Here is a 22,934-nt window from a genome sequence, read left to right as displayed (position 1 = left end):
AAATTTTCATCCGCGTTGTCCCGCCCCATCCGGCGCCTGTCGACCGGGCGGACGGGGCATTCGGCCCCACCGCACGGGCCTGCGACGGGCGACCGCCCTGCGCCGCCGCGCGCGGCCGTCATCCGCTCATCGGGAAAACCCCGAGTACGTTCGTTCGAATGCAGATTCACGTTGACCGGATTCGCATTCGAACATAGGATGTTCGAAAATGATCAGTCGTCAGATAACATTGCAGCTCAACGACGACGAAATGTTCGCTCGAACACCGTGATTTCGCGATAAACCGGCAAATCGGGCGCGCATCAAGATCGGACATCGTACGAACGAAAACGAAACAAGCCATCCCGACGGATGGCCTCATGGACAGGGCAGGCGCCGCGCGCCGCCCTCCCTGACAGGAGACAGCAGTGAAGACAGTCAAGGCGTTGCGCTGGTGGATCATCGTGCTGGTGTGTCTCGGCACGATCCTCAACTACCTCGCACGGAATTCCCTCGCGGTGCTCGCGCCCGAACTCAAGCAGGTGTTCGCGATCTCGACGCAGCAGTACTCGTACATCGTCGGCGCGTTCCAGATCGGCTACACGATCATGCAGCCGGTGTGCGGATTCATCGTCGACCTGATCGGGCTGCGGCTCGGCTTCGCGCTGTTCGCGATGCTGTGGTCGGTGGTCGGCGTCGCGCACGGCTTCGCGTCGGGGTGGCTCTCGCTCGGCATCCTGCGCGGCTTTCTGGGCCTGTTCGAGGCCGCCGCGATTCCGTCCGGAATGAAGGCCGTCGCCGAATGGTTTCCCGATCGCGAGAAATCCGTCGCGGTCGGCTACTTCAACGCGGGCACGTCGCTCGGCGCCGCGATCGCGCCGCCGCTCGTCGTGTTCATCTCGATGCGGTTCGGTTGGCAGGCCGCGTTCATGGTCACCGGCGCGCTCGGCTTCCTGTGGGCGGCGCTCTGGTACACGCAGTACCGGTCCCCGGCCGACCATCCGCGCCTCACGCCGCAGGAACGCACGCTGATCCGCGACGGCCAGGCGACGATGCCGCCCGTGTCGAAGCGCCGCATCCGCGACGTCGTCACCGCGCGGCGCTTCTGGGCGATCGCGCTGCCGCGCTTTTTCGCGGAACCCGCGTGGCAGACCTTCAGCTTCTGGATTCCGCTGTACCTTGCGACCGAGCGCCACATGCCGCTCACGCAGATCGCGGTATTCGCGTGGATGCCGTTTCTCGCGGCCGACCTTGGCGGCATCGCGGGCGGCTACCTGTCGCCGTACCTCGCGAATCGCTTCAAGCTGCCGCTCGTGTGGTCGCGCGTCGCCGGCGTCGCGCTCGGCGCAGTGCTGATGCTCGGGCCGGCGATGATCGGGCTCGTGTCGTCGCCGTACATGGCGATTGCGCTGTTCTGCGTCGGCGGCTTCGCGCACCAGATGATCTCCGCGCTCGTCAACACGCTGTCGGCCGACGTGTTCGATCCCGAGGAAGTCGGCACCGCGAGCGGCTTCGCCGGGATGGCCGCGTGGATCGGCGGCCTCGGCTTCTCGCTGCTGGTCGGTGCGCTCGCCGACAAGATCGGCTATGCGCCGCTGTTCGCGTGCCTCGGCCTGTTCGACATCATCGGCGTCACGCTGCTCGCGCTGCTGATCCGCGGGCAGTCGAAGCAGGAACGCCTGCTCGCGCAGCACGCCTGACCTCCGTTTTCACCAGGAATCGCATTCATGACTTCGCTCCTTCATCCGCCCGTGTTCCGCGTCGCCAGCCACCACGCGAACCGCGTGCTGCTCGCGTCCGATACGGGCGCCACCGTCGAAATCTTCGTGCTCGAGGACGACATCGTGCGAGTGCGCGTGCTGCCCGACGCGACGGCGCGCACCCCGCGCACGTGGACGATCGCACCCGGTCTCGACGACGTGCCGCTCGACGGGCGCGACCGCCTCGACCTGAGCGGCTTCGCACTGCCGCACTACGACTTCGTCGAAGACGACGACGGCGTGCGGATCGAAACCGCGCAGATCCGGCTCACGGTGCGCCGACGAGGCGGCCATTGCACGTGGTCGATGCGCGACGCGAACGGCGCATGGCGCGTCGCGCTCGCCGACCGCGCGACGCAGGCATACAACTTCGGCTGGTGGGACGATCGCGCATATCACTACGTCGCTCGCGAACGCGGCGACAAGGTGTTCGGCCTCGGCGAACGCGCGGGCGAACTCGACCGCACGGGCGCACGCTTCGAGATGCGCAACATCGACGCGATGGGTTACAGCGCGAAAAGCACGGACCCGCTGTACAAGCACATTCCGTTCTACATCACGTGGTCGCCCGATACGTGCCAGGGCTTCGGGCTGTTCTACGACACGCTGTCCGACTGCTCGTTCGACATGGGCCGCGAGCTCGACAACTACCACGGGCCCTATCGCTATTTCGTCGCCGAGCACGGCGATCTCGACTACTACTTCATCGCGTCGCCCGCTACGCCGCTCGCGGCCGCGCGACGCTTCACGTGGTTGACCGGGCGCCCCGCACGCACGCCGAAATGGGGGCTCGGCTATTCGGGCTCGACGATGAGCTACACCGATGCGCCGGACGCGCAGCAGCAGATGAACCAGTTCCTCGAGCAGTGCGACGCGCACGACATCCTGTGCGATTCGTTCCACCTGTCGTCGGGCTATACGTCGATCGGCGCGAAGCGCTACGTGTTCAACTGGAACCGCGACAAGTTTCCCGACGCGAAGGGTTTCGTGCAGCACTATCGCGACCACGGCATCCGCCTGTGCGCGAACATCAAGCCCTGCCTGCTGCGCGACCATCCGGCCTTCGACGACGCCGCGCAGCGCGGGCTGCTGATCCGTTCCGCGTCGGGCGAGCCCGCATGGGTGCAGTTCTGGGACGAAGTCGGCGCGTACGTCGACTTCACGCAGCCGGACGCCTATCGCTGGTGGCAGGAGCAGGTCACGTCGGCGCTGCTGGAATACGGAATCGAATCGACCTGGAACGACAACAACGAATACGAGATCTGGTCGCCCGACGCGATCGCGCACGGCTTCGGCCAGCCGTTTCCGGCGCGCGAAGCGAAGGTGCTGCAGACGATGCTGATGATGCGCGCGTCGCGCGACGCGCAGCGCGCGCATGCGCCCGCGCGGCGGCCGTTCCTCGTGTCGCGCTCCGGCGGCGCCGGGATGCAGCGCTACGTGCAGACGTGGTCGGGCGACAACTACACGTCGTGGGAGACGCTGCGCTACAACCTGAAAATGGGCCTCGGGCTCGCGCTGTCGGGCGTGTCGAACATCGGCCACGACATCGGCGGCTTCTCCGGCCCCGCGCCGTCGCCGGAATTGCTGCTGCGCTGGGTGCAGTTCGGCATCTTCATGCCGCGCTTCAGCATTCATTCGTGGAACGACGACGGCACCGTCAACGAACCGTGGATGTACCCGGAGATCACCGCGCAGATCGCGGCGCTGATCAAGCAGCGCTACCGGCTGCTGCCCTACCTCTATCACCTGCTGTGGCTGTCGACGACGCGCTACGAGCCCGTGCTGCGGCCGACCCTCGCCGACTTCCCCGGCGATGCGCGCTGCTACGACATCTGCGACGACATGATGCTCGGCGACGCGCTGCTGGTTGCACCGGTCGTCGATCCCGGCCGGACCGAACGCACGGTGTACCTGCCGTCCGGCGCACGCTGGACGTGCTGCGCGAGCGCGCAGTCGTTCGACGGCGGTGCAAGCGTGACGCTGCCCGCGCCGCTCGACACGCCGGTGATGCTGCTGCGCGAAGGTCGCGTGCTGCCGTTGAACGTCGCCGAACAGCATTTCGGCATGCGCACCGACACGCGCGGCTTCCTCGTCGCACCGCGCATCGAGGACGGCGTCGCGTACGGCGAATGCGTCGAGGACGACGGCGAGACGGAAGCGTGGCGCGACGGCGAGTACGGACTGTGGCGCATCGAGACCGGCCGCGAGGCGTCGGGCGAGCTCGGCGTATCGGTCCGCTGGGACGGCCGCCCGGCGCGCCCGGCCGACCGCGTCGAGATCCTGCTGCCCGTGTCGCTGCAAGGCCCGGTTGCCGTGCGCGGCGCGCGCGTCGAGCAGGATGCGCGGGACGGCGCGTGGCGCCGCCTCGTCGTCGCGTTCGACCACTGAACCAACCCGATCAGGCGGGCCGTTCGCGCGGCCCGCCGCCCGCCACGGAGGAGGCATTCGACCTCCCGCCCCGTTGAAAATATGAAGAGACCCGGAGATCGACAATGAAAGCACCTGTCAACCGTTATGCAATCCTGATTTTATCGGCCGCATCGCTCGGCGCGACCGCCGCCCATGCGCAGAGCAGCGTCACGCTGTACGGCGTCGTCGACGATTCGCTCGCGTACGTGAACAACCAGCAAGGGCACTCGAACATCTACCTGCGCGACGGCAACCTGTATGCGTCGAAGTTCGGGCTGCGCGGCGACGAGGATCTCGGCGGCGGCACGCACGCGATCTTCGATCTGCAGGCCGGCTTCAACCTGAATACGGGTGCGCAGGCCGCCGCCGGCACGATGTTCAATCGCCAAGCCTTCGTCGGTCTGCGCAACGCGAGCTACGGCACGGTGACGGCCGGCCGCCAGTACACGCCCTACTTCCTGTTCGTCGGCCCGTACGCGTCGAGCAGCTGGCTGACGGGCGCCACCGGCGCACATCCGGGCGACATCGACGGCCTCGACACGACGATTCGCGTGAACAATTCGGTTACCTATACGTCGCCGACCTTCGCCGGCCTGACCGCGAGCGCAATGTACGCATTCGGCGGCATCGCGGGCGCGACCGGCAAGGGCAACACGTTCAGCGCCGCGCTGCGCTACGCGAACGGGCCGATCGGGATCGCGGCCGGCTATCTGCGGATCAACAGCTCGGGCTCTTCCGCGGGCTTCCTGAATCCGGCCACCGCGTCGTCGGGCAGCTTCGCGGTGTCCGTGCTGAACCAGGGCTACCTGACCGCGAAGGCCGTCGAGCAGGTCGCGGCGGCCGGCAACTACACGCTCGGCGACCTGACGATGGGGCTCAACTATTCGAACGTGAAGTATCTGCCCGGCAACGGCTCGGCCTTCACCGACACGGCCGTGTTCAACACCTACGGCGCGCTCGCCGCGTACCGCTTCACGCCGACGTTCTCGGTGGCCGGCGCATTCGCGTACACGCTCGCATCGAAGGCGAACGGCGTCGCGAACGCGGCCCGCTATCAGCAGTACTCGCTGAAGGAGTCGTACAGCCTGTCGAAACGCACGACGCTCTACGCGCTGCAGGCCTACACGCATTCGAGCGGGCGGACGCTCGGCGCGCAAGGCGCCGGCCACATCGTCGACGCGGCGCCGATCGTCGGCGATTCGCAGCAGCTCACGCCGTCGACGACGCACGGCCAGTTCGTCGGCATGGCCGGGATCGCAGTCACGTTCTGAACCCTCTGGCGGCGCCTTTCGTGCGCCGTCTTCTACCCGGACGATGCGCATGCCGTACGCGCCGTCCGGGTGTCCGATATGCGTTCGCCGCCGCGTTTCCCCGCCTCGCCCGCTCGCCGCACGCACCGCGCGGGTTTTCTCGCTCGCCGCGATACCTTACAATCCGTCAGGCTTACCCTTCTGCATGCCCTCTTCTTGCAGTCCTGACACCGCGGTACACTCGACGCACGCCGTATCAGGGTCCGACGCGTACCATGCGCCGGGCGGCGTCGCGCTTCGTTGCGCCCACAACTGGATGCCCGCCATGCCGGATTCCCGTCCCTCGCCTCGCACGACATTCAAGCCGCAGGTCGTTCTGCCCGCGCTCGTCGTCATCGGCGCGCTGCTCGTCGTGTGCGCACTGCGCCCGAGCGAAGCCGGCGCGCTGTTCTCCGCCGGCCAGCAATGGGTCATCGCACGTTTCGACTGGTTCTACGTGCTCGCCGTCACCGGCTTCCTCGTGTTTCTCGTGCTGATCGCCGCCAGCGACTTCGGCAATATCCGGCTCGGCCCCGACGATGCCGAACCCGAATTCAGCTTCGTGTCGTGGACGGCCATGCTGTTCGCGGCCGGCATGGGCATCGGCCTGATGTACTTCGGCGTCGGCGAGCCGATGCAGCATTTCCTGAAGCCGCCGACCGTCGACCCCGGCACGCCCGCCGCCGCGCGCGAAGCGATGTTGATGACGTTCTTCCACTGGGGCTTCCATGCGTGGGCGATCTACGGGCTGATGGGGCTCGTGCTCGCGTACTTCGGCTTTCGCTACAACCTGCCGCTCACGCTGCGCTCCGGGCTCTATCCGGTGCTGCGCGAGCGCATCAACGGATGGGTCGGCCATACCGTCGATGCGTTCGCGCTGGTCGGCACGGTCGCCGGGATCGCGACGACGCTCGGCTACGGCGTGATGCAGCTGAGCGCGGGCCTGCAGACGGTCGCCGGCTGGGACACGGGCAGCAACCTGTTCCGCATCGGGCTCGTCGCGGTAGTCGTGATCCTCGCGGGCGTGTCGGCCGCGACCGGCCTCGACAAAGGCGTGCGCCGGCTGTCCGAGCTGAACCTGCTGCTCGCGTTCCTGCTGCTTGCGTTCGTGGTGGTCGCGGGCCCGACGGCGTTCCTGCTGCGCGCGCTCGGCGACAACATCGGCCAATACCTGTCGAGCCTCGTCGACCTGTCGTTCCGCACGTACGCGTACGCGCCGCCGCGCGAGGAAGGCTGGTTCGGCGGCTGGACGATCCTCTACTGGGCGTGGTGGGTGTCGTGGTCGCCGTTCGTCGGCATGTTCATCGCGCGCATCTCGCGCGGCCGCACGATCCGACAGTTCGTGATCGGCGTGCTGCTCGTGCCGACCGCGTTCAATCTCGTCTGGATGACCGTGTTCGGCAACAGCGCGATCTGGCTCGACACGCACGGCGCGGCCGGCGCGCTCGCGCAGACGGCGACCAACGTCGATGCGCTGCTGTTCCGCTTCTTCGATTTCCTGCCGTTGCCGCAACTGCTGTCGATCGTCGCGATCGTGCTGATCGCGGTGTTCTTCGTCACGTCCGCTGATTCGGGCGCGTTCGTGATCGACCAGATCGCGACGCGCGGCAACGCGCATTCGCCGGTGTGGCAGCGGCTGTTCTGGGCCGCGCTGCTCGGCGTGACGGCCGCGGTGCTGCTCGTCGCGGGCGGGCTCGGCGCGCTGCAGGCGATGACGCTGATCGCCGCGCTGCCGGTCGCCATCATCATGCTCGCGCTCTGTTACGGGCTGTGGCGCGGGCTCGCGGCCGACCGCGCACACTATTCGCAGGACGTTGCGCCTGCAACGAGCTTCTGGACCGGCCAGCACTGGCGCCATCGCCTGACGCACATCCTGCGGCAGACGACCGAGGCCGAGGCGCGCCAGTTCGTCGCGGAAACGGTCGAACCGGCGCTGCGCAAGGTCGCCGACGAATTGCGCGCGAGCGGCGTCGATGCGCACGTGCAGCGCGATAGCGACGATGCGGTGCGGCTCACCGTGCCGACCGCCGAACATCGCGATTTCGTATACGGCGTGCGCGTCACCGCGAAATCCGCGGCCGCGTTCCTCGTGCGCGAGGCAGCCGAACCGGATGCATCGCGTGCGCACGTCCATGGCATCGTCACGTTCTTCGAGGACGGCCGGCTCGGCTACGACGTCGAATACCTGCGCGGCGACGAGGTGATCGCCGACGTGCTGCGCCAGTACGAACGCTACGTGTCGCTCGCGGCAGACAAGCGCACGCACCTGCTGAGCCGTGCACCCGGACACGCGACGGAGGCCGAATGAGCGGGCTGCCGCACAGCCGCGCGGCCGACGTCATCGCGCTCGGCACGCTCGCGGTGCTCTACCTCGGCGGCGCCGGCATCGCGCTGTGGCGAATCCGCGCCGCGGCGCCGCTCGGCAAGGCCTACTGGATCGTCTGCGCGGCGCTGCTCGCCGGCGGCGCCGTCGCGATGGGCGGCAACCTGTCGCCGGTGCCGAACAGCGGCGCAATGCCGCCCAGTTTCGCGCTCGGCGCCGAGGCCGTCCTGCTCGGGCTTGCGCTGGTCGCCGGTGGCTGCGCGTGGCTGATGCTGCGCGCGCGCAAACGCTGACGCACGCGGGTCGCGCGGCCCCACTTCGCCACGCGGGCACGGCCGCCTGCCGGGCGAACGGGCGGCCACGCGTTCCTCATCCGCTGCTTTCACGCTACATGTCATGCGGACGGCGCGCGCGCCGTCACGAGCCAGCACGCCGCCTCGAAGCGTACCTCGGCGCCATGCACGTACCGCTCGAACGCCGCGCGCATCGTGTCCACCACACGCCGCCGCGTCGCCTCGTCCGTCTCCAGCAACGCAAGGCCGACCGGGCCCAGCCGGGCAATATAGTCGCCCAGCGCGGACGCCGGCAGCACGCACGTCCGATCGACCGGCTCGATCGCAACGTCGGCCCAGCCGCTGTCCGACAGCACCGACGCGACCCGCTGCCGGTCGCCGAACGCGAACTGCCCGGGCGCGCCCGGCTGCCGCGCACGCAAGTTCGGCAGCAACGGCGCGGCCGCCCGCTCGGCCGTCGTCATGAACGGGTTGTCGGCCGCGCCGCGCCACGCGACGAACCGCATCCGTGCGCCCGGTCGCGCCGCCTGCCGCAGGTTCGCGAACGCGCGCACCGGATCGTCGAAGAACATCACGCCGAGGCGCGACACGATCAGGTCGACGCTCGCCGGCTCGAATGCGTGCGTCTGCCCGTCCGCGCACACGAACCGGGCGCGCAGGCCGCTGCGTTCGGCACGCGCCCGGGCGGCGTCGATCATCCGCGCCGAAATGTCGATGCCCGTGCACTGCGCGTTCGCGCCGAGCCGCCGCGCGATCGCGAGCGTGACCGCGCCCGTGCCGCAGCCCACATCGAGCACGCTGCTGGCGGACGACGCTGCCACGGCGTCCGCCAGCAGCGTTTCGAACGGCTCGAACATCCGGTCCATCGTCGCCTGCGCATCGACCCATGCGCGCCCCGACGGACCGTTCCATAACGCGGATTGCGCTTCGTTGGGCCGGTTGGCTTCCATCGTCGATCCCCTTTCGTTTCATTGATCACGAACCGGACTGTGCTGCTTCAAGCCGGCTTGAAGTCAAGGCCGGTCGGCATGCGCGCCGTCACGCCCCGTTTTCACATTTCTTACATTCGCGCTGCGTATCGTTGACGACTTTCCTACGGTGCCTGCCCCTCCCATGCGACGATTCCTCACGCGCGGCCTGCTCGTGCGCTGCGCTCCCCTTGCTGCCCTCGCCGCGCTGTCCGCGTGCTCGAATCACATCGATACGCCGGACGATCCGGCCAGCGCGTCGGCCAACGTCCAGGCCGCATGGGTCGAGATCGGCGATGCGAACCAGGCGATCGCGCGCGTGATCACGAACTATGCGCCCGCGTCGGCCGGCGATCCGCTGTGCCCGCAACTGAACGTCGACGGCAAGGTATCGCGCATGGCACTGCGCGCAGCCGCCGCGACCGTCGCCCAACGGCCGACCGCCAGCGACCCGGCCGATTCGAAACCGTCGAGCTTCCCGGTGTCCGTCTGCGAAACCACGCTGCCGGCCGGCGCGCAGGCGGCGAGCGTCGCGGGCCGCACGCTGCCGCTGCCGAAAGCGCAGCCGCAGCGCATCGCGATCATCGCCGACACGGGCTGCCGGATGAAGAAGGCCGACAATGCATGGCAGGCGTGCAACGATGCCGCGGTCTGGCCGCTCGGCACGATCGCGGCCAGCGTCGCGAAGCTGTCGCCCGATCTCGTGCTGCACGTCGGCGACTACCACTATCGCGAGAACGCGTGCCCGCCGGACATCGCCGGCTGCAAGGACAGCCCGTGGGGCTACGGCTGGGATACGTGGCAGGCCGACCTGTTCCGCCCGGCCGCGGCGTTGCTCGCGAAGGCGCCGTGGGTCGTCGTGCGCGGCAATCACGAGGAATGCGCGCGTGCGGGCCAGGGCTGGTTCCGCTTTCTCGACCCGCGCCCGTATTCGGCCGCACGCTCGTGCGACGATCCGGCCAACGACAACACCGCGAACTATTCGGAACCCTATGCGGTGTCGCTCGGCGCCGGCTCGCAGGTGATCGTGTTCGACACGGCGAAGGTCGGCCGCACGCCGCTGAAGACGACCGACGCGCAGTTCGGCATCTACCAGAAGCAGTTCCAGACGGTCGCGGCGCTCGCGTCGAAGGCCGGCATGACGACGACGATCTTCACGAACCATCATCCGATCCTTGCGTTCGCGCCGATCGCCGGCAGCACGCCCGCGCCGGGCAACCTCGCGCTGCAGTCGGTGATGTCGAGCCTCAACGCGCAGGCGTACTACCCGCCGGGCGTGCACGTCGCGCTGCACGGCCACGTGCACGATTTCCAGGCGATCAACTTCTCGTCCGGGCACCCGGCGACGATCGTGTCCGGCAACGGCGGCGACAACCTCGACGTCGCGCTGCCCGACCCGTTCCCGGCCGGCCTGACGCCCGCGCCGGGCGCGGTGATCGAACGGCTGTCGCACAACAACAGCTTTGGTTTCCTGATCATGGAGCGCAACGCCGCGCCGGCGACGGGCTGGATGTTCCATGCGTATTCGGCGGCCGGCAAGCTGCTGGCGTCATGCAATCAGTCGGGCAGGACGCTCGCCTGCGACAAGACGGGGTTCATCGCGCCGTGACGGAAGAAGTTCAATGTGACGGCCGCGGCGAGCGTGGCCGGCGGACGCTGCAGCGCGTAGTCGCGGTCGTACTCGCCGGCCTGGCATTCGCGGCTCACGCCGCGCCGGCCGAAACGGTCCTGCTTCCCGGTGCGCCGCCGTCGCGGGTCGTCGACACGATCGGCAACGGCACGCCGCAGGTAACGGGCAAGATCGACGCGGCCGCCGCGCGCTTCGCGCCGGACCCGACGCTCGTCGCGCTCGGCCGCCGGATCTTCTTCGACCCGCGGCTGTCCGAGCCGCGCGGCATGTCGTGCGCGGGCTGTCACGATCCGGGCCGCGCGTTCGCGCCGACGCTGTCGGCCGCGTCGCTCGCGGGGCCCGGCGTGCCGGAGGGCAGCCGGCCCGGACGCTTCAGCCAGCGCAACGCGCCGTCGCTGCTGTATGTGCGCTACGTGCCGCGCCGCCACTTCTACCAGGACGACGATGCGCCCGCGCCGTCGCCGTTCGGCGGCCTGTTCAGCGACGGCCGCGCGGATACGCTCGCCGAGCAGATCCGCGGGCCGCTGTTCGATCCGAACGAGATGAACAACCGGTCGCCGGCCGCGTTGCTGCGCAAGGTCGATGCGACCGAACTCGCGCCCGCTCTCGCCGCGCGCTTCGGCGCGCCGGTGCGGCGCGATCCCGAGCAACTGGTGCGCGCGCTGGGCACGGCCGTCGAAGCCTATCTGCAGAGCGACGAGATGGCGCCGTTCACGTCGCGCTTCGACGCGTTCCTGCGCACGCGCAAGCCGCTCGCGCCGGCCGAGATGCGCGGCCTCGCGCTGTTCCGGAATCCGGACAAGGGCAATTGCATGACCTGCCATACGCTGTCGGACACGTCGAGCCGCCCGGAGCGCTCGCTGTTCACCGATTTCGGCTACGACGCGATCGCGGTGCCGCGCAACCGCGCGCTGCCGGCGAACCGCGATCCGCGCCATTTCGACAACGGGCTGTGCGACACCGCGCGCCGGCTGCGCTGGCCCGAGCCGACGCAATGGTGCGGCTACCTGCGCACGCCGGGGCTGCGCAACGTCGCGGTCAAGCAGACGTTCATGCACAACGGCGTGTTCACGACGCTGCGCGACGCGGTCGCGTTCTACAACACGCGCTCGACCGATCCCGGCTTCTGGTATCACGGCGCCAAGACCTTCGACGACGTGCCGGCCGCCTATCGCGGCAACATCAACGTCAATTCGACGCCGATGAACCGCCGGCCCGGCACGCCGCCCGCGCTGACCGACGCGGAAATCGACGACATCGTCGCGTTCCTCGGCACGCTGACCGATGCGCGCTATACCGGCCGGGCCGCGCCGGCCGCCCCTGCGGCCCCTGCGGCCCCTGCGGCCCCGGCGGCCCGCGTCGCGCGCACTGCCGCGCCGGCGCGCTGACCCTGGCCGAACGGCCAGCCGACGCGCCCCTGCTTGCGGTTCGCGCAAACACTGGTTATATTTACAGTACTGTATTTATGAACAGTGAGGTGCGCGATGGAACATCTGGTCCGTATCGTCAACGACACCGATCGCCAAGTACTGGCGTGGCTGCGTGCCCAGGTCGGCGATGCCCGCGTCGAGCGCGCGGCGCGTCAGCTCGGGCATACGCGCAAGCCCTTTCCGTCCGCCGTGTGCCGGTATCTGGGCATGAGCGCGCCGGCCACGCTGCGCCCGGCCGCCCAGCCGCGCGCGGCACGCGATTTCTCGGTCGGCGATCGTTACCTGTCGCTGATTCGCCAGCACCTGGCCACGCATTCGGTCGGCCGATGAAATGGCGGCGGCTTGCCGCTTCGGTGCCGCGTCCGGCCGGAGCACTCGCGTATTCGCAAGCCCGGCCGGCCGCCGCCGTCGCGCTTACGCGGCCGCCATGGCTTCCCGTACGAGGCGGCCGAGTGTGTCGAACGCCGCCTCGTGCGCCGCATCGAATACGCGCGTGCAGGCGAGCCGGATATAGCCGTCGAAACGGTCCGAATTCGAGAAGATCGAACCGGGTGCGATCTTGACTCCGTGCGCCAGCGCGGCGTCGAACAGCGCATCGGAGCGCACGCCTTCCGGCAACGCGATCCACAGCAGCATCCCGCCCAGCGGCTGGTTCATCCGCGTGCCGGCCGGGAAATGACGCGCAATCGCGTCGATCGTCACGTCGCGCTGCACACGCAACTGTTCGCGGAACCGGTGCAGGTGCCGATCGAACGCGCCCGAGCCCACGAATTCAGCCGCAACGGCCTGCAACAGCGCGGCGTTGTGCCGGCTGTGCGCGAATTTCAGCATCCTCACGCGCGCATGCCAGCGGCCCGCACTCATCCAGCCGAGCCGCATCCCGGGAGCCAGTACCTTGTTGAACGACGGGCAGTAGATCACCGTGCCGTCGCGATCCCATGCCTTGACCGGCCTGACGGCCTGCGGCGCCTCGACGAGCTCGCGATAAGGCTCGTCCTCGATCACGGCCACACCGTGGTACGAACACAGCGCGACGAGCTCGGCCTTGCGCTCGTCGGGCATCACGCAGCCGAGCGGGTTTTGCAGGTTCGGCACGACGACCACGGCCCGGATGTCCGGATAGGCAACCAGCGCCACTTCGAGCGCCTCGATCGACAGGCCGGTCGTCGGGCTTGCCGGGATTTCGAGCGCCTTCAGGCCGAGGCTTTCGAGCAACTGGATCAGGCCGAAGAAGGCCGGCGATTCGATCGCGATCGTGTCGCCGGGCCGTGCGACCGCACGCAACGCGAGATTCACCGCATCGACGCCGCCGCTCGTCGACATCACGTCGTCCGGCGTCAGCGTCACGCCGTAGGACAACGCGCGTTTGGCCATCGTCTGCCGGAATTCGGGCGAACCGCCGACGGGCCCCGCGTCGGTCAGCAATGTGGGCTTGCGCCGCAGCAGCCGGATCGCCAGCGCCTGCAGGCGCTCGGTCGGATACAGCGCGGCGTGCGCGGATGCGCCGCCGAGATTCAACGCATCGGTCGCCGCGTTCGCACGGTCGATCGCGCGCGATACGCGTTCGTGCAGCCCCGCGAACGGCGGCTCGACGCTCAGCGGCGGCACGTCGCTTTCCGGCAGCGTGTCGAGCACGGCCGCCGTGCGGCGGCGCACGAAGTAACCCGAACGCGGCTTCGCGTCGCACCAGCCCGCATCCTCGAGCCGCCGAAACGCCTGGATCGCGGTCGACAGGCTGACGCCGTGCTGCGCCATGCACGCGCGAACGGACGGCATCCGGTCGCCGGGCGACAGCGTGCCGGCCGCGATGATGCGGCGGTAATGTTCGGCGAGCCGTTCGTAAAGCGGCTCGCCGTCCATCGGCAAAGGCGTGCGGGATGCGTCGGCGAAAATCGTCATGCGAACCATCGTGCCCGCGGCCGCCACCGCACGCCAGATACAGATCCGGGAAAAACCCACCGATACAGCAGCCCGAAATCGTCGCCTGCACCGCAACAGATTCCCGTCCCCTGAATCTGTCGTGCGCACGTCCGTTTCCCTAACCTGATTGCACGCTGTCGCCTCGTCGTCACGAGGCCGCGCAACCGGAGCAACCGGGAAAAGGGAATCGCCATGCGGACGCAACACCTCCGGCTCGACGCCGGGCAAAGCCACTTTGCGTGGTTCGACAAGGGCAGCCAGTTGATCGTGCTGGACGGCGCGCTGGCGGTCACGCTGCGCCACGCCGGGCTCGACTGGCTGCCCGATGTACCGCAATACATTCGCCGCGAACTCGACGAAGGCGAATGCCTGACGCTCGAAACCGCCGGTCACGTCGCGCTGTCGGCTCGCGGCAGCCGCGTGGTCAGCACGACGATCGTGGAACCGTCAGGTCGAAGCGGCATGCTCTCGGTGTGCCGCGGCATCCTGCGCCGGCTGTCCGGGCGAGTGCGCGGCGGCCGCCACGTGAGCGAGCATGTCTGACATCACGACTTGCCCGCCGCGGGAAACACAGGGAGGTCACCGCATCATCGCGGTGATCGATGAACGTGTGATGTTCCGAGCGGCCGCGTCCAGCGAGCGTGCCGCCGCCTCACCGCCCGTTCCGCCGACGCTCGATCCACTCGAACAGCGCCATCCCGGCCAGCATCGCGACGACGAACCCGATTCCCTTGGCCGACCCGAAGCCGATCGACACGATCGCGGGGCCCGGACAGAACCCGGCAATCCCCCAGCCGATGCCGAACACCGCACTTCCGGCGACGAGGCGAACGGTAATCGTCCGGGCGGCCGGCAACTGCATCGGCAAGCCGAGCCACGATCGTGTCCGGCGCTTCGCCCACGCGAACGCGAACACCGCGACACCGATCGCGCCCGCCATCACGAACGCGAGCGACGGATTCCAGCGGCCTGCGAGATCGAGGAAACCGAGCACCTTCTGCGGATTGGCCATGCCCGACACGATGAGGCCGACGCCGAACAGCAGCCCCGCCAGAAACGCGAATCCTGCCTGCATGTCAGCCTCCCGGCACGTGCAGCCGCACGAAGACGGTCGCGAAGCCGGCAACCATGAAGGTCGCCGTCGCGACCACCGAACGCAGCGCCCCGCGCGATATCCCGCACACACCGTGACCGCTCGTGCAGCCGCCCGCGTACCGCGTGCCGATCCCGACCAGCAGCCCGGCCGCCAGCAATTCAGGCCAACTGGCGGCGACCTGCGGCGTCAGGCTGCTCCCGACGAAACGCATCGCGACGGGCGCGGCGATCAGCCCGGCGACGAACGCGGCGCGCCAACCGCGCTCTGCGCCGCCCGCCGTCATCAGGCCGCCGACGATCCCGCTGATACCGGCAATCCGGCCGTTGAACACGACGAGCCACGCCGCCGCGAGCCCGATCAGCACGCCGCCGGCCAGCGACGGCCACGGCGTGAAATGAAGTGCATCAACCTGCATCGCGCGCCTCCTTCGCGGTCGCCCCGCAAAACTGCTCGTACAGCACGCCCATCATCGCGACCACGGCCGGACTGTCGAGCGAATAGCGGATCGTCTTGCCTTCGCGGCGCGTACGAACCAGCGCGTTGTCCCGCAATACACCAAGCTGCTGCGACAGCGTCGGTTGATGGATGTCCAGGCGCGCCTCGAGATCGCTCACGCAGCGCTCACCCTGCGACAGTTCGCACAGCAGCAGCAGCCGGTCGGGATTCGACATCACCTTGAGGAGCGCGCACGCCGATTCGGCGGCGGCGCGCATCTGATCGGGCCCTGGCAACCCGGCGGGAAGATCGTCGTTCATCGGAGCGGGAATACGATTAAAGAATCAATATTATATAAATTTATATATTGTTGTGTCCCGCTGATTGCAGGATCGGCAATCCGGCCGCCGTTCCGTCTGTCAGACCTGCTTGCCAGCCGTCCCGTCGGCAGCCACCGCGCGTACCGCGCAGGCGCGAACCACGCCGAGCGCCAGCACGGCGACCGCCGCGATCACACATGGCGCGGCAACGACGGCGAAGGCGGTCGACAGCATTGCGTCACCCGCCATCGATCCAAAGTGAAGCTGAAGTAAAAGACACGGCCCGGCCTGAACCGGGCCGCTTCACCGCGACGCTTCACGCGTCACGCGCGGTCGCAGGACTCCGTGCCGTCGAGCATCAGCGTGCCGACCCGCGCGGGCACGAGCGGCGTGCGCGGCGCCGGCGGCGTCCAGCCGAACAGCGCCTGCGCGGCCGCGCCGCACACGCGGCCCTGGCACGCACCCATCCCGCAGCGCGACTGCAGTTTGGCGGCCGTCCAGCCCGGTTCCCGCGCGACCGCATCGAACCGCACGTCTTCGCAACGACACAGCAGCGTGTCGGGTCGTGCGAGCCGGCGGATCGGCTCCCGGATCGCGAAGCGCTCGCGCACGGCATCCGCGAAAGCCTGCCAGTGCGCGCGCCGTGCGATCAGCGCGGCCAGATGTGCGGTCTGGCCGGTCGCCGCGTAGCCGGCGATCTCGCCTTCGGCCATCGCCAGCTCGCTGCCACCGACGCCCGTGCACTCGCCCGCCGCGAAACATCCGTCGCGGCTCGTGCGCTGGTGCGCGTCGACCGCCACCGCGCCATGCTCGATCCGGCATCCGAGATGGCTCGGCAGCACGGTATTCGGCACGAGGCCGAAGCCGCACGCGAGCCGGTCGCAGTCGACGTCGAATTCGCGATCGCCCTGGCGAATTCGCACGCGTTCGAGCCGCTGGTCGCCGAATGCCTCGACGACGTACGCATCGGGCCGATACGCGACCGTGACGAGCTTCGCGGCCTGCGCGAGCTTCGACGGCCAGCGCCGCAGCCCCGCGCCGAAGCCGGCCACGTCGCCCCATGCGGCCTGTTCGAGCACGTGCGACACGCGCGCGCCAGCCTGCCGGGCCGTCGCCGCGCTCGCCAGCAGCAGCGGCCCACTGCCCGCGATCACCGTGCGCTGCCCGCGCACGTCGAGCCCGTACTTGATCAGCGCCTGCAAGCCGCCCGCGCCGGTCACGCCCGGCAGGGTCCAGCCCGGAAACGGCAGCAGCAGCTCGCGGGCGCCGCAGCAGAGAATCAGCGTCCGGAAATCGAGCAGCAGCCCGCGTTCGTCGTCTTCGAGCAGGAGCATGCCCGGCTGCGTTTCGGCGACGATGCGCGTCCCCGCAAGATGCGTGACGTTCGGCTGCCGCAGCACCGCGAGGCGTTCGGCGGCGGCCGGCGTCGGTGCGGCCGCTGCCGGCTGCCGCCAGATCTGCCCGCCCGCCCGCGGGTTGTCGTCGACGATCGCAACGGTCGCGCCGCTTCGCGCGGCGGCCCGCGCGGCCGACAGCCCGGCCGGGCCCGCGCCGACGATCGCGACGTCGACGCTCAATCGTTGCTGTTTCATCGCGTGCGCCCCACCTGCATGCCGTCGCGGCACAACGTCTGGCACGCGAGCCGGCGCCGGCCGTCGATCGTCATCCGGCATTCCTGGCAGATGCCCATCCCGCAAAACGGTGCTCGCGCCGCGCCCGTGCACGACACACGCGTCGTGTCGTCGCCGCTCGCCGCGACGGCGGCCGCGACGGTCGCACCGTCGGCCACCGTCAGCGCGCGGCCGTCCAGATGAATGATCATGCCAGCCTCCGCCGGGCCGTCCCAAGGAGGTTGACCGCCCCCGCGGGGGGCGCCTTGCGCGGGACCGGAGTCAGCGCTGAAGCGCCAACTCCGGTCGACAGCGAACAAAGTGAGCGTGGGGGTCGTTTCATGTCAGCGCTCCGGTGACGAGGGACGCGCTCAGGAAGCGTCCCGGCAAATACGGTTCGATATCGATGGACGGCCGCTCGCCGGCCATCAGCGCGGCGACGAGCCGCGCGCTGCCCGGCGCGGTCGTCACGCCGAGCCCTTCGTGCCCGACCGCGAGCCACACGCCCGGCCGCGCCGGGTGCTCGCCGAGCAGCGGCAGGCCGTCGGGGCTCGCTGAGCGGAAGCCGGTCCATGCGCGGATGCCGTTCAGGTCGGCCAGATCCGGCAGATAGCCGACCGCGCGGCGCAGCATGCGCGCGAGCACCGGCGGCTCGACCTGCGCGTCTTCGGTGTCGAACTGGCGCGACGAGCCGATCAGCAGTTGGCCGGTCGGGCGCGGCTGCACGTTGAACGCGACCGACGTGCCGTCGCTTGCGTGCGCGCTCGCCGCATAGCCGAGTTCGACGAGCTGGTGCGACACGTGGCCCGGATAGCGGTCGGTAATCAGCAGATGGCCCTTTTTCGGGCGCAGCGGCAGTTCGGGCAGCAGCGTGCGCGCCGCGACGCCGTTCGCGACGATCACACGCTCCGCGCGCAGCACGTCACCGCTCGCGAGCGTCACGCTGGGGCCGTCGATCGCGACGGCCCGCTCGCGGCGCAACGTGATGCGCGGCGCGCGCTGCAGCAGCCAGTTCGCGGTGACGGGCGCATAGAGGATCGCATCGCCCGGAATCTTCAGCGCGCCGCCGAGGCCCGCGCGCAGCATCGGCTCCAGTTGCGCGAGCGCCGCCGCGTCGATCAGCTCGCCGGCCACGCCGTGGGCGGCGAGCGTCGCCTGCTTCGCGCGTGCGAGATCCATCTCGTGCGCATCGGCCGCGAGCCACAGCGTGCCGCAGTTGCGGTATGCGCAGCCGTCGGGCATCTCGCCGCTCAACGCGCGCCACAGTTCGATCGAGTAATGGCTCAGCGCGAGTTCGGCCGCATTGTCGTCCATCGCGACGAGGTGCCCCATGCCCGCGCCGGTCGCGCCGCCGCTCGCGTCGTCGACGACGAGCACGCGCAGCCCGCGCTGCGCGAGTTCGTGCGCGCACGCCGCGCCGACGATGCCGGCGCCGATCACGACGACGTCGGTCTTCGTTTCGCTCACGACCCGATGCCCCAGCCGAACGGATCGTCTTCGTCGATCAGCAGCGTCGCTTCCGCGCTCAGGTGCGCGCTGCCGCGAATCGTCGGCACGATGCCGCCGTCGGCCAGCTCGTAGCTCGCGTGGAACACGCTGCCGATCACGCTCGCCTGCCGCCACACGGCGCCCGGCGCGAGCTTGCCATCGGCCGCGAGGCACGCGAGCTTCGCGCTCGTACCGGTGCCGCACGGCGACCGATCGTACGCGAGGCCCGGGCACAGCACGAAGCTGCGGCTGTCATGCGCGGGATCGTCGGCGAACAGCTCGATGTGATCGATCTCGCCGCCGTTCGCGCCGGTGACGCCCGCGCGTTCGAGCCCTTCGCGCACGGCCGACGCGTACGCGGTGAGCGCCGCGACGTTGTCGCCGGCGACGCGCTGCCCGTGGTCGCTGATCAGGAAGAACCAGTTCCCGCCCCACGCGACGTCGCCCTTCACGGGGCCGTATCCCGGCACGTCGAGCGCGATGCCGTGTGCGTGGCGATACGCGGGCACGTTGCGCACGCTGACCGACAGGTCGTCGTGCAGTGTCGCCTCGACGGTGCCGACCGGCGTCTCGATCCGGTGCACGCCGGGCGCGATGCGTCCCATGTGATGCAGCGTGCGCACGACGCCGATCGTGCCGTGCCCGCACATCCCGAGATAGCCGCTATTGTTGAAGAAGATCACGCCGGCCGCCGCGTCGGCCGACACCGGGTCGCACAGCAGCGCACCGACCAGCACGTCGCTGCCGCGCGGCTCGAGGATGCACGCGGTGCGATAACGGTCGTGCTCGCGCGCGAGCACGTCGCGGCGCTCGGCCATCGTGCCGTTGCCGAGCGACGGAAAGCCGGACACGACGAGCCGAGTGGGTTCGCCGCCCGTGTGCGAATCGATGATCTGGATGCGCTTCATCATGAGCCGTCCGAAGTGGGGAAAGGAGCATAGCTTCCTCCGTCGCGCGTTCGTCCGCTTGTGGCTTTTCGATGAGGACGACGACGAAATCGGCATAGTGCGACGCACCCTTCCCGCCCCTGCCGGCCGCTGTGCCGATTTCGTCATTTTGCTCCGCGATACGACTCAAGCGTGATGGGCGTTTGCGCGGCGATACTGGTTGCCACACCGACACACCCGTCGGCCGACCGATACGAACGTAGGAGATTTCAGTGAGCCGCAAAGCCATTCAGTGGACCGGGGTTTTCCCGGCCGTCAGCACCCAGTTCAAGCCGGACTTTTCCCTCGACATCGACGCCACGCACCGTGTGGTCAAGAACCTGGTGAACGACGGCGTGTCGGGCCTCGTGGTCTGCGGCACGGTCGGCGAAAACACGTCGCTGTCGACGAGCGAGAAGCTTCAGGTGATCGAGGCCGCACGCGATGCGGCCGGCGGCAAGATTCCGGTGATCGCCGGCATCGCCGAATTCACGACCGAATTCGCGCGCAATACGGTGCGCGAAGCGCAGCGCGTCGGCGTCGACGGCGTGATGGTGATGCCGGCGCTCGTCTACTCGGCGAAGCCGCACGAAACCGCCGCGCACTTCCGCGCGGTCGCAACGAGCACCGACCTGCCGGTGATGGTCTACAACAATCCGCCGATCTACAAGAACGACGTGACGCCCGACGTGCTGATCGCGCTGCAGGATTGCGAGAACATCGTCTGCTTCAAGGATTCGTCGGGCGATACGCGCCGCTTCATCGATCTGCGCAACGCGGTCGGCGATCGCTTCGTGCTGTTCGCGGGCCTCGACGACGTCGTGGTCGAGAGCATCGCGGTCGGCGCCGAAGGCTGGGTGTCGGGCATGTCGAACGCGTTTCCGAAGGAAGGCGAGACGCTGTTCCGCCTCGCGATGCAAAAGCGCTTCGACGAAGCGCTCGCGCTGTATCGCTGGTTCATGCCGCTGCTGCACCTCGACGCACGCCCGGATCTCGTGCAGTGCATCAAGCTGTGCGAAGAACTGGTCGGCCGCGGCAGCGCGGTCACGCGTCCGCCGCGCCTCGCGCTGCAAGGCGACACGCTCGCTGAAGTGAAGGCCATCGTCGCGAAGGCGCTCGACACGCGCCCGGCGCTGCCCGACGTCGGCCTCTGATCGACGCCCTGCGGCGGCGCGCGGGTTTGCCCTGTGCGTCGCCGTCCGCGGTCCGGCATGGTCCGCGGGCCCGCTCGCCCCGGCGCCACCCCACGCCGCGCGTGAACGGGCCGCGGCCCGCCCCGGTCGTTCGAACCGGGCGACGCCGGCCGGCAGGCGTGCGCGCTGCTCCGTCGGAGCGCGCGCCACGCGCGCCTGTACCGACATTCCCCCAGGAGACACGCCCATGCCAGGCCAAGGCAATGCACACCCGTCTGTCCCGCTTTCCCGTTCCGCGCGCCCCGGCGCGGGTCACGGCAAGTTCAAGAAACAGCTGTCGCTGACCGATCTCACGTTCATCGGTCTCGGCGCCATTTTCGGTTCGGGGTGGCTGTTCGCCGCGAGTCACGTATCGACGATCGCGGGCCCGGCCGGAATCTTCTCGTGGCTGCTCGGCGGCTTCGCGGTGCTGCTGCTCGGCATCGTCTACTGCGAACTCGGCGCCGCGCTGCCGCGCGCGGGCGGCGTGGTGCGCTACCCGGTGTTCTCGCACGGCCCGCTGCTCGGCTACCTGATGGGCTTCATCACGCTGATCGCGTTCTCGAGCCTGATCGCGATCGAAGTCGTCGCCGCGCGCCAGTATGCGGCCGCGTGGTTTCCGGGCCTGACAGTCGAAGGATCGAGCGACCCGACCACCCTCGGCTGGCTCGTGCAGGCCGCGCTGCTCGGCTTCTTCTTTTACCTGAACTATTCGAGCGTGAAGACATTCGCGAAGGCGAACAACATCATCAGCGTCTTCAAGTTCATCGTGCCGCTCGCGGTGATCGGCGTGCTGTTCACGTTCTTCAAGCCCGCTAACCTGACCGTGCACGGCTTCGCACCGTTCGGCATGCCGGGCATCGAGATGGCCGTGTCGGCCGGCGGCATCATCTTCGCGTATCTCGGGCTCACGCCGATCGTGTCGGTCGCGAGCGAGGTGCGCAATCCGCAGCGCACGATCCCGATCGCGCTGATCCTGTCGATCCTGCTGTCGACGCTGATCTACGTGCTGCTGCAGCTCGCGTTCATCGGCAGCATTCCCACCGACATGCTCGCCGCCGGCTGGCACGACGTGAGCAAGGCGTTCTCGCTGCCGTATCGCGACATCGCGCTCGCGCTCGGCGTCGGCTGGCTCGCGGTGATGGTCGTCGCCGACGCGATGATCTCGCCGAGCGGCTGCGGCAACATCTACATGAACGCGACGCCGCGCGTGGTCTACGGCTGGGCGAAGACGGGCACGTTCTTCAAGGTGTTCACCCGCGTCGACGAAGCGTCGGGCATCCCGCGCGCGGGCCTGTGGCTCACGTTCGGCCTCGCGATCTTCTGGACGCTGCCGTTCCCGTCCTGGGAAGCGCTGATCAACATCGTGTCGGCCGCGCTGGTGTTGAGCTATGCGGTCGCGCCGGTGTCGGTCGCCGCGCTGCGCCGCACGGCGCCCGACCTGCCGCGGCCGTTCCGCGCCAGCGCGTTCGGCCTCACCGGCCCCGCGTCGTTCGTGATCGCCGCGCTGATCGTCTACTGGTCGGGCTGGAGCACGGTGTCCTGGCTGCTCGGGCTGCAGATCGCGATGTTCGCCATCTATCTCGCGTGCCGCCGCTGGGTGCCAACCACGCACCTGAGTCTCGCCGAGCAGGTGCGCTCGTCCGCGTGGCTGATCGCATTCTATGCGGCGATGATCGTGCTGTCGTATCTCGGCGGCTTCGGCGGCACGGGCCGGCTCGCGCATCCGTACGACACGGTCGTCGTCGCGGCCGTCGCGCTCGTCATCTACTACTGGGGCGCGCACACCGGCGTGCGCGCCGACAAGCTGCAACTCGACGACGACGAGGACTGACGCGCCCTCCCCCTTTCCCCTTCCATCGGCCGGGCACATCACGCCCGGCCCT

At 69.1% G+C, this 22,934-nt stretch carries 21 protein-coding genes; 11 read left to right on the top strand and 10 right to left on the bottom strand.

Annotation, left to right across the window (positions count from 1 at the left end; all coding sequences use genetic code 11):
• Positions 1-407: 407 nt before the first annotated feature.
• The 5 genes from CFB81_RS20595 (at position 408) to CFB81_RS20575 (ending at position 8,053) form a co-directional block, all read left to right on the top strand.
• Positions 408-1,679, top strand: a complete 1,272-nt coding sequence (locus tag CFB81_RS20595; protein ID WP_069616359.1) for an MFS transporter — start codon at positions 408-410, stop codon at positions 1,677-1,679.
• A 27-nt stretch (positions 1,680-1,706) separates the two neighbouring features.
• Positions 1,707-4,127 (top strand): glycoside hydrolase family 31 protein, encoded by a 2,421-nt coding sequence (locus tag CFB81_RS20590; RefSeq protein ID WP_089436343.1) that lies wholly within the window; start codon positions 1,707-1,709, stop codon positions 4,125-4,127.
• Positions 4,128-4,231: 104 nt separating this feature from the next.
• Complete coding sequence (locus CFB81_RS20585; protein ID WP_089436342.1) at positions 4,232-5,419, top strand: porin; 1,188 nt, start codon at positions 4,232-4,234, stop codon at positions 5,417-5,419.
• Between the two features lie 304 nt (positions 5,420-5,723).
• Positions 5,724-7,745 carry a BCCT family transporter gene (locus CFB81_RS20580; RefSeq protein WP_089436341.1) on the top strand — a complete coding sequence of 674 codons (2,022 nt, stop codon included), beginning with the start codon at positions 5,724-5,726 and terminating at the stop codon, positions 7,743-7,745.
• On the top strand, positions 7,742-8,053 hold the full coding sequence (locus CFB81_RS20575) for a hypothetical protein (protein ID WP_089436340.1): 312 nt from the start codon (positions 7,742-7,744) through the stop codon (positions 8,051-8,053). The genes CFB81_RS20580 and CFB81_RS20575 overlap by 4 nt, the downstream gene beginning before the upstream one ends.
• A 101-nt stretch (positions 8,054-8,154) precedes the next feature.
• Here the strand turns inward: CFB81_RS20575 and CFB81_RS20570 are convergent, their stop codons facing one another.
• Positions 8,155-9,003, bottom strand: a complete 849-nt coding sequence (locus tag CFB81_RS20570) for a class I SAM-dependent methyltransferase (protein WP_089436339.1) — start codon at positions 9,001-9,003, stop codon at positions 8,155-8,157.
• 163 nt (positions 9,004-9,166) lie between these two features.
• Here CFB81_RS20570 and CFB81_RS20565 point away from each other — a divergent pair, with 163 nt between their 5' ends.
• From CFB81_RS20565 to CFB81_RS20555, 3 genes are all read left to right on the top strand, one after another.
• Complete coding sequence (locus CFB81_RS20565; protein WP_089436338.1) at positions 9,167-10,630, top strand: metallophosphoesterase; 1,464 nt, start codon at positions 9,167-9,169, stop codon at positions 10,628-10,630.
• Positions 10,573-12,039, top strand: a complete 1,467-nt coding sequence (locus CFB81_RS20560) for a cytochrome-c peroxidase (protein ID WP_373452652.1) — start codon at positions 10,573-10,575, stop codon at positions 12,037-12,039. Before CFB81_RS20565 ends, CFB81_RS20560 begins: the two co-directional genes overlap by 58 nt.
• 96 nt (positions 12,040-12,135) lie before the next feature.
• A complete protein-coding gene (locus tag CFB81_RS20555; protein ID WP_089436336.1) occupies positions 12,136-12,411 on the top strand; it encodes a hypothetical protein in 276 nt (91 codons plus the stop codon).
• Positions 12,412-12,495: 84 nt separating this feature from the next.
• Here CFB81_RS20555 and CFB81_RS20550 read toward each other — a convergent pair whose 3' ends face one another.
• Positions 12,496-13,989 carry a PLP-dependent aminotransferase family protein gene (locus CFB81_RS20550; protein WP_089437081.1) on the bottom strand — a complete coding sequence of 498 codons (1,494 nt, stop codon included), beginning with the start codon at positions 13,987-13,989 and terminating at the stop codon, positions 12,496-12,498.
• A gap of 204 nt (positions 13,990-14,193) precedes the next feature.
• Between CFB81_RS20550 and CFB81_RS20545 the strand changes: the two genes are divergently transcribed.
• On the top strand, positions 14,194-14,544 hold the full coding sequence (locus CFB81_RS20545) for a hypothetical protein (protein WP_089436335.1): 351 nt from the start codon (positions 14,194-14,196) through the stop codon (positions 14,542-14,544).
• Positions 14,545-14,653: 109 nt separating this feature from the next.
• Here the strand turns inward: CFB81_RS20545 and CFB81_RS20540 are convergent, their stop codons facing one another.
• The 8 genes from CFB81_RS20540 to CFB81_RS20510 form a co-directional block, all read right to left on the bottom strand.
• Positions 14,654-15,076: a DUF6691 family protein gene (locus CFB81_RS20540; RefSeq protein ID WP_089436334.1), complete on the bottom strand. Its 423-nt coding sequence runs from the start codon at positions 15,074-15,076 to the stop codon at positions 14,654-14,656.
• 1 nt (position 15,077) lies between these two features.
• Complete coding sequence (locus CFB81_RS20535) at positions 15,078-15,512, bottom strand: YeeE/YedE family protein (RefSeq protein ID WP_089436333.1); 435 nt, start codon at positions 15,510-15,512, stop codon at positions 15,078-15,080.
• Positions 15,502-15,852 (bottom strand): metalloregulator ArsR/SmtB family transcription factor, encoded by a 351-nt coding sequence (locus CFB81_RS20530; RefSeq protein WP_069616347.1) that lies wholly within the window; start codon positions 15,850-15,852, stop codon positions 15,502-15,504. The genes CFB81_RS20535 and CFB81_RS20530 overlap by 11 nt, the downstream gene beginning before the upstream one ends.
• A gap of 99 nt (positions 15,853-15,951) precedes the next feature.
• Positions 15,952-16,086, bottom strand: a complete 135-nt coding sequence (locus CFB81_RS35645; protein ID WP_256976284.1) for a hypothetical protein — start codon at positions 16,084-16,086, stop codon at positions 15,952-15,954.
• Between the two features lie 89 nt (positions 16,087-16,175).
• Positions 16,176-17,444, bottom strand: a complete 1,269-nt coding sequence (locus CFB81_RS20525) for an FAD/NAD(P)-binding oxidoreductase (RefSeq protein WP_089436332.1) — start codon at positions 17,442-17,444, stop codon at positions 16,176-16,178.
• Positions 17,441-17,674: a 2Fe-2S iron-sulfur cluster-binding protein gene (locus CFB81_RS20520; RefSeq protein ID WP_089436331.1), complete on the bottom strand. Its 234-nt coding sequence runs from the start codon at positions 17,672-17,674 to the stop codon at positions 17,441-17,443. Before CFB81_RS20520 ends, CFB81_RS20525 begins: the two co-directional genes overlap by 4 nt.
• A gap of 127 nt (positions 17,675-17,801) precedes the next feature.
• Positions 17,802-18,929 (bottom strand): FAD-binding oxidoreductase, encoded by a 1,128-nt coding sequence (locus CFB81_RS20515; protein ID WP_069616345.1) that lies wholly within the window; start codon positions 18,927-18,929, stop codon positions 17,802-17,804.
• Positions 18,926-19,858 (bottom strand): 4-hydroxyproline epimerase, encoded by a 933-nt coding sequence (locus CFB81_RS20510; RefSeq protein WP_089437080.1) that lies wholly within the window; start codon positions 19,856-19,858, stop codon positions 18,926-18,928. The genes CFB81_RS20515 and CFB81_RS20510 overlap by 4 nt, the downstream gene beginning before the upstream one ends.
• A gap of 251 nt (positions 19,859-20,109) precedes the next feature.
• Here CFB81_RS20510 and CFB81_RS20500 point away from each other — a divergent pair, with 251 nt between their 5' ends.
• Together CFB81_RS20500 and CFB81_RS20490 are read left to right on the top strand one after the other, a co-directional pair.
• Entirely contained in the window at positions 20,110-21,030 is a 921-nt protein-coding gene (locus CFB81_RS20500) for a dihydrodipicolinate synthase family protein (protein WP_089436329.1), read from the top strand.
• A 226-nt stretch (positions 21,031-21,256) separates the two neighbouring features.
• Positions 21,257-22,882: an APC family permease gene (locus tag CFB81_RS20490; protein WP_089436328.1), complete on the top strand. Its 1,626-nt coding sequence runs from the start codon at positions 21,257-21,259 to the stop codon at positions 22,880-22,882.
• The last annotated feature ends 52 nt before the right edge of the window (positions 22,883-22,934 follow it).

It is taken from the genome of Burkholderia sp. AU28863 (assembly GCF_002223195.1).
In the GTDB taxonomy this organism is placed as follows: domain Bacteria; phylum Pseudomonadota; class Gammaproteobacteria; order Burkholderiales; family Burkholderiaceae; genus Burkholderia; species Burkholderia sola.
Note: the sequence above shows the minus strand (reverse complement) of the source record. Positions and strands in the feature narration are given on the sequence as shown.

What these genes read in the sequence shown, in the direction of transcription:
- CFB81_RS20590 (WP_089436343.1), top strand. Translation starts at nt 1,707, where the DNA reads ATGACTTCGCTCCTTCATCCGCCCGTGTTCCGCGTCGCCAGCCACCAC.
- CFB81_RS20585 (WP_089436342.1), top strand. Translation starts at nt 4,232, where the DNA reads ATGAAAGCACCTGTCAACCGTTATGCAATCCTGATTTTATCGGCCGCA.
- CFB81_RS20580 (WP_089436341.1), top strand. Translation starts at nt 5,724, where the DNA reads ATGCCGGATTCCCGTCCCTCGCCTCGCACGACATTCAAGCCGCAGGTC.
- CFB81_RS20575 (WP_089436340.1), top strand. Translation starts at nt 7,742, where the DNA reads ATGAGCGGGCTGCCGCACAGCCGCGCGGCCGACGTCATCGCGCTCGGC.
- CFB81_RS20570 (WP_089436339.1), bottom strand. Translation starts at nt 9,003, where the DNA reads ATGGAAGCCAACCGGCCCAACGAAGCGCAATCCGCGTTATGGAACGGT.
- CFB81_RS20565 (WP_089436338.1), top strand. Translation starts at nt 9,167, where the DNA reads ATGCGACGATTCCTCACGCGCGGCCTGCTCGTGCGCTGCGCTCCCCTT.
- CFB81_RS20560 (WP_373452652.1), top strand. Translation starts at nt 10,573, where the DNA reads ATGCAATCAGTCGGGCAGGACGCTCGCCTGCGACAAGACGGGGTTCAT.
- CFB81_RS20555 (WP_089436336.1), top strand. Translation starts at nt 12,136, where the DNA reads ATGGAACATCTGGTCCGTATCGTCAACGACACCGATCGCCAAGTACTG.
- CFB81_RS20550 (WP_089437081.1), bottom strand. Translation starts at nt 13,989, where the DNA reads ATGGTTCGCATGACGATTTTCGCCGACGCATCCCGCACGCCTTTGCCG.
- CFB81_RS20545 (WP_089436335.1), top strand. Translation starts at nt 14,194, where the DNA reads ATGCGGACGCAACACCTCCGGCTCGACGCCGGGCAAAGCCACTTTGCG.
- CFB81_RS20540 (WP_089436334.1), bottom strand. Translation starts at nt 15,076, where the DNA reads ATGCAGGCAGGATTCGCGTTTCTGGCGGGGCTGCTGTTCGGCGTCGGC.
- CFB81_RS20535 (WP_089436333.1), bottom strand. Translation starts at nt 15,512, where the DNA reads ATGCAGGTTGATGCACTTCATTTCACGCCGTGGCCGTCGCTGGCCGGC.
- CFB81_RS20530 (WP_069616347.1), bottom strand. Translation starts at nt 15,852, where the DNA reads ATGAACGACGATCTTCCCGCCGGGTTGCCAGGGCCCGATCAGATGCGC.
- CFB81_RS35645 (WP_256976284.1), bottom strand. Translation starts at nt 16,086, where the DNA reads ATGCTGTCGACCGCCTTCGCCGTCGTTGCCGCGCCATGTGTGATCGCG.
- CFB81_RS20525 (WP_089436332.1), bottom strand. Translation starts at nt 17,444, where the DNA reads ATGAAACAGCAACGATTGAGCGTCGACGTCGCGATCGTCGGCGCGGGC.
- CFB81_RS20520 (WP_089436331.1), bottom strand. Translation starts at nt 17,674, where the DNA reads ATGATCATTCATCTGGACGGCCGCGCGCTGACGGTGGCCGACGGTGCG.
- CFB81_RS20510 (WP_089437080.1), bottom strand. Translation starts at nt 19,858, where the DNA reads ATGAAGCGCATCCAGATCATCGATTCGCACACGGGCGGCGAACCCACT.
- CFB81_RS20490 (WP_089436328.1), top strand. Translation starts at nt 21,257, where the DNA reads ATGCCAGGCCAAGGCAATGCACACCCGTCTGTCCCGCTTTCCCGTTCC.